This is a genomic window from Endozoicomonas atrinae, from assembly GCF_001647025.1.
GTDB classification, from domain to species: Bacteria; Pseudomonadota; Gammaproteobacteria; order Pseudomonadales; family Endozoicomonadaceae; genus Endozoicomonas; species Endozoicomonas atrinae.
Window position 1 is genome coordinate 1 of sequence record NZ_LUKQ02000307.1, and the last position, 5,469, is coordinate 5,469.

Sequence of the window (5,469 nt, forward strand, 5' to 3'; positions counted from 1 at the left end):
ACCATTCGCACCGGAGTTAAACAGCTCAGAAAGGCTATGGGAGTGGATGCGGGAGCATGACTTATCAAACAAAGCATTTTCAGGTTATGAAAATATTGTAGATTGTTGCTGTGAAGCTTGGAATAACCTTTGCAGCGAAGCTGGTCGACTGTTCAGTCTGTGCTCCCGTGATTGGGCAGTTATACAGTAGTTAGAAAATTCAATTGGTATAAGCCAGCCCTTGGCAGGCGGATACAATCAATACAATAATCAAAAGCCCACTGAAGCTTTGCAGACAAATATTTCAAGCTCGAAAGACATCGGCAGAACGTCAGCGTTTTCCATTTAATGACGAATAAAAGTAACCTGTAAGAACACAATTTGATGTGTTCTCTAATAGAAAAAAATAATGAGCGATCTGCTCAAGTCGAGAGAAATAGATTATTCGGTCAGGTGTAAAAAAACTGTCGCTAATGGAGGTAGAGTCATTACTAATGAATGCAACTGATGATGCATTGGCAGAGGCTCTGTCACCAATAGTGATGGATTCATAACACCACTGCCAGAAAACTCACTGCTATCAGTATTAAACACTTCTTTCCATGTACCTGCCTCCGGTACACCAAGCCGATATTTCTGCCTGACCACCGGGGTAAAATTACAAACGACAACAACAGGAGTATCACTAAAAGTATGTCGACTGAATGCGATAACTGACTGAAGTTCATCATCCGTAATCAGCCACTGAAACCCCGTTGGATCATAATCGGAGTGCCATAAAGCTGGCAGGGACTGGTAGGTCGAATTCAAATGCCTGACCATGATAGTTAGCCCACTGGAAAACTCATTTTCCTCTGGTAAAAACCAGTCCAGCTGGCCATCGTGATTCCATTCACGGCGAGAACCCAGTTCAGCCCCCATAAACAGCAGTTTTTTACCAGGGTGCCCAAACATATATCCATAGAGAGCTCGAAGATTGGCAAACTGCTGCCACTCGTCTCCAGGCATTCGGGTGAGCAGGGTACCTTTACCGTGAACAACCTCGTCATGCGAAAGTGGTAAAATAAAGTGTTCACTGTAGTTATACACCATGCTGAATAAGATCTGATCATGGTGATAGCGCCGATGCTCAGGATAACGGATCATGTAATTCAGCGTGTCATTCATCCACCCCATATTCCACTTGTAACCAAATCCAAGCCCATTGTCGTAAGTTGGCATGGAGACTCCTGGCCAGCTGGTAGACTCTTCAGCGATCATCATGGCATCGGGATAGTTCTGGTATACGGCTTCATTAAGCTCCTTGATAAACTGGACGGCCTCAAGGTGTTCATTTCCCCCCAGGACATTGGGTTCCCACTCCCCCTCACCTCTTGAGTAATCGAGGTAGAGCATCGAAGCGACAGCATCCACCCGCAGGCCATCCACACGAAACTGTTCAAACCAGAACAATGCATTACTGATCAGAAAGTTTCTAACTTCCGATAGTCCGTAGTTATAAATATGCGTCTGCCAGTCAGGATGCCACCCCCTTCGAGGATCTTCATATTCATAAAGATGGGTGCCATCAAAGTGGGCCAGACCGTGGCTGTCAGAGGGAAAGTGCGCAGGGACCCAGTCAAGAATGACCCCAATACCCGCATCATGAAATCGGTCTATCAATGCTTTCAGCTCATCCGGATCACCGTAGCGACTGGTTGGAGCAAACAAACCCACCGGCTGATAGCCCCAGGAACCATTAAAGGGGTGCTCATGAAGAGGGAGAAATTCAACATGAGTAAACCCCATTCCTTTCACATAGGGCACCAGCTGTTCAGCCAGCTCAGTGTAATTCAGCAGCTGTCCTCTCTTTCCTTTTTTCCAGGAACCCAGGTGCACCTCATAAATACTGACAGGACGATCCAATCCCTGGTGTTGATGCCACTCCTTGCCCTGCCATTGATATTTTTTGGGGTCATAAACAATGGACGCATTTCCCGGTGGCTGCTCCGCATAAAAAGAAAATGGATCCGCTTTATGCGGCAACAGCTGTCCATTCTGATCTTTCAGCTCAAACTTATAAAGATCACCTTCTTTCACTTCAGGGATAAATAACCGCCATATACCACTGTTGCTACTGGCCATTTGGTGAAGCCGGCCATCCCAGTGGTTAAATGAACCGATCACGCTGACACTGCGGGCATGTGGGGCGTATATACGGAACATGACGCCTTGCCAGGTATGATCTGACAGCGTAACAGAATGGAGGTGAGCCCCCAGTGTATGGTGCAGCCAGTAGTGGTGGATTACAGGTTCTGTGTGACAAAGGCTGGAGAATTGATAAGGGTCATTCGCCATGAACTGGTGACACTGGGCATTGGTGACCAGCAGATGATATGCGTGAGGCTCTGAAATATCCGGAAAATTCAGTTCAAACAACCCCGGTGCAATACTGGTAGCGGTGCCCAGTTTACTCCCCGTTATTTCATCAATAACATCCACATCAATGGCATCTGGTCGCCATATTCTTAACACCAAGCCTCTAGCGGTTCTACTGGGGTGCCAACCGAGCAAATCAAATGGTCTTGCACAGCAAGTATTAAGAAGATCATCAAGCACGGTATCCCAGCTGTCAGAATCCACCCGGATATTTTCAAGAGCACCAACCATAATCAGCCCCCAGAGTGAGCGACGCTAAACGTCAATGTTCCAGATAGTTTTACAGTAGTCGACAATGGATCGGTCTGATGAAAATTTGCCCATGGATGCTGTATTAATGATCGCCATTCGCCACCAGTGTGATGGATTTTTCCAAGCCTGGACAATCCTGTCATGAGCATCACTGTAAGACTGATAGTCAGCCAGAGTCAGGAAGTAGTCGGAATCCAGAAGGGATTCCACCAGCGGACGGAATGCATCTGGTTCGTCCGGGCTAAGGTCTCCGGAGGCCAACCAGTCAATAACGGCCTTCAGTTCTCCATTGTGCTGATAGATATCCCGGGGGTTATAACCTCTCTGTCGCAGGTCACTGACTTCATCTACCGTCTTCCCAAAAATAAAGATATTGTCCTCACCAACTTCCTCGGCTATTTCGACATTCGCCCCATCCATGGTTCCTATGGTTAGCGCGCCATTCAGAGCCAGCTTCATATTCCCTGTACCTGAGGCCTCAAAACCGGCGGTTGATATCTGCTCCGAAACATTGGCTGCCGGAATTATTTTTTCAGCCAGACTCACGCGATAATTGGGGAGGAAGACAACCTTTAACTTGTCCCGAATGCGGCGATCATTATTGACCCTCTCAGCCACACGGTTAATGGCATAGATAATATTTTTTGCCACCAGATACCCTGGCGCTGCTTTTGCCGCAAAAATAAACACCCGATGGGGAACGTCCAGGTCAGGATTTTCCAGCAGACGACGGTAAATCGCCATGATGTGCAAAAGGTTTAGCTGCTGTCGTTTGTATTCATGCAAGCGCTTTATCTGCACATCAAAGATGGCATCCGGATTGACTCTTACACCACACAGCTCATCAATGACACCAGCCAGGTGTTTCTTATTATCCAGTTTGATTCGAGCAAATTTTTCCTGAAACTGAGGGTCATCAGCCCAGGTCTTCAATTCGCTCAGTTGGGCAAGGTCACTGCGCCAGTCCCCTTTGAGGGTCTGATCAATCAACCCGGCAAGTTCAGGATTACAGTTAGCCAGCCAGCGCCTGGGTGTGACACCATTGGTAACATTGACAATTTTCTCTGGCCAGAGCTGGTCAAATTCAGGGAAGAGGTTTGCTTTCACCAGCATTGAGTGCAGAGCAGCAACACCATTGACCTTATGGCTACCAATAACCGATAGGTATGCCATACGCACCATCTGAGGTTCCGCAGGGTTTGCCGGCTCTTCAATAATGGACAGGCGACGTTTCATTTGATGGTCACCTGGCCACTGTTGTTCTACCTCTTTGTGCAGGAAGTGATAATTCAGTTTATAGATCAACTGCATATGCCTGGGTAACACTCTTGAAATCAAACCCTGAGGCCAGGTTTCAAGTGCTTCGGGCAGCAGTGTATGGTTGGTGTAGCAGAAAACACTGCGACATACTTCCAAAGCCTTGGTAAAGACAAAGTCCTCTTCATCCATCAGGATTCGCAACAACTCAGGCACGGCAATTGCCGGGTGCGTATCATTTAACTGAATCACGACTTTACTGGTAAATTGTTCCCAGCCTTCATGCTCCCGTTTGTAGCGGGCAATCAAATCGGCCAGCGAACAGGCAACAAAGAAGTACTGCTGAATAAGTCGAAGTTCCTTGCCCTCAGGGTGACTGTCGTTTGGATATAGCACCTGACTGATATTTTCTGCCAGGATTTCCCGGAACCTGGAATCCTGATAACGACCGGCATCAAAACTGTTCAGATCGAACCCCTCTGTCGCTCTCCCCTCCCAGAGGCGCAGGGTGTTAACTCGTTCAGTGCTATAACCGGTAATTGGCAAATCCCAGGGGACGCCCAATACTTCCTGGGTATCCTCCCAAAGCTTATTACCATCAACCTCCCTGACCTTGCCGTACAAACGCACAACCTGCTTTCTTTTGGGTTTTTCAATACCCCAAGGAAAGCTGTCTTCCCGCCAGGCATCCGGACTTTCAACCTGTTTACCACCGACAAAGCCCTGCTTAAAAAGGCCAAAGCGGTAGTTAATGCCATAACCAAAGGCAGGCACGTTCAGGGTTGTCAGTGAGTCAAGAAAACAGGCAGCCAGTCGTCCAAGTCCTCCGTTCCCCAGTGCAGGATCCGTTTCATATTCCAGTACATCCGAAAGGCTTACACCAAAACCGGCCATGGCTTTCTCAGCCTGATGATAGATTCCCAGGTTATGAAGGTTATTCCCCAGTAAAGGGCCTACCAGAAATTCAAGCGACAGGTAGTAAACCCTTCGGGCACCTTTGTCTTTTTCCTCCCTCCGCGTATTTCTTATACGATCCAGATTAATTTCCCTGGCAACAAGGCTTAATGCTTCCCAATAATCCCCAGGGCTTGCTTCATCGGGCTCAACCCCAAGAGACTGTTCAAGATGACGTCGAATCCCCTGTTCAATCTGAACAGCATCCATATTACGTACTGAACTCAGATCTACACTTATTCTACCCATATCAAACACTCTCTTTTGGCTACTCAAGCTTTTCAGATTGACTTTTTGGACAGGGAAATTTCAAAGGAATAGCTTGAGAGAAATAACTACAGAATATGAATCGAGGCACAGGAGCCAATGAGTTTGAAACCTGATGTCACAGAATCTGAAAACAATAGAAAACCATGAAATAAGTTATAGTTGCCTGACTCTGATTAGGTGTACTTTTGCCTACTTTTTTTGGAGTTATATTTTTTTAATCATTATAAACGACAATAAATAACTAAATTATATAAATAAAACAACAAATAGCATTTAAAAAAACTATACAAAGAAAAACGATATTAAAAATAAATAACTAATAACAAAGGCATCACTTCA

Annotated in this window: 2 protein-coding genes and 1 pseudogene; 1 reads left to right on the top strand and 2 read right to left on the bottom strand. The window is 46.4% G+C overall.

Annotated elements, in window-relative coordinates; genetic code table 11:
• Nucleotides 1-190: pseudogene (locus tag AK963_RS35905) on the top strand (IS630 family transposase); the annotation flags it as partial.
• 230 nt (nt 191-420) lie between these two features.
• Here the strand turns inward: AK963_RS35905 and glgB are convergent.
• Nucleotides 421-2,628 carry a 1,4-alpha-glucan branching protein GlgB gene (gene glgB, locus AK963_RS24915; RefSeq protein WP_066018090.1) on the bottom strand — a complete coding sequence of 736 codons (2,208 nt, stop codon included), beginning with the start codon at nt 2,626-2,628 and terminating at the stop codon, nt 421-423.
• A 24-nt stretch (nt 2,629-2,652) separates the two neighbouring features.
• Entirely contained in the window at nt 2,653-5,109 is a 2,457-nt protein-coding gene (locus AK963_RS24920) for a glycogen/starch/alpha-glucan phosphorylase (RefSeq protein WP_083232883.1), read from the bottom strand.
• Nucleotides 5,110-5,469 lie beyond the last annotated feature (360 nt).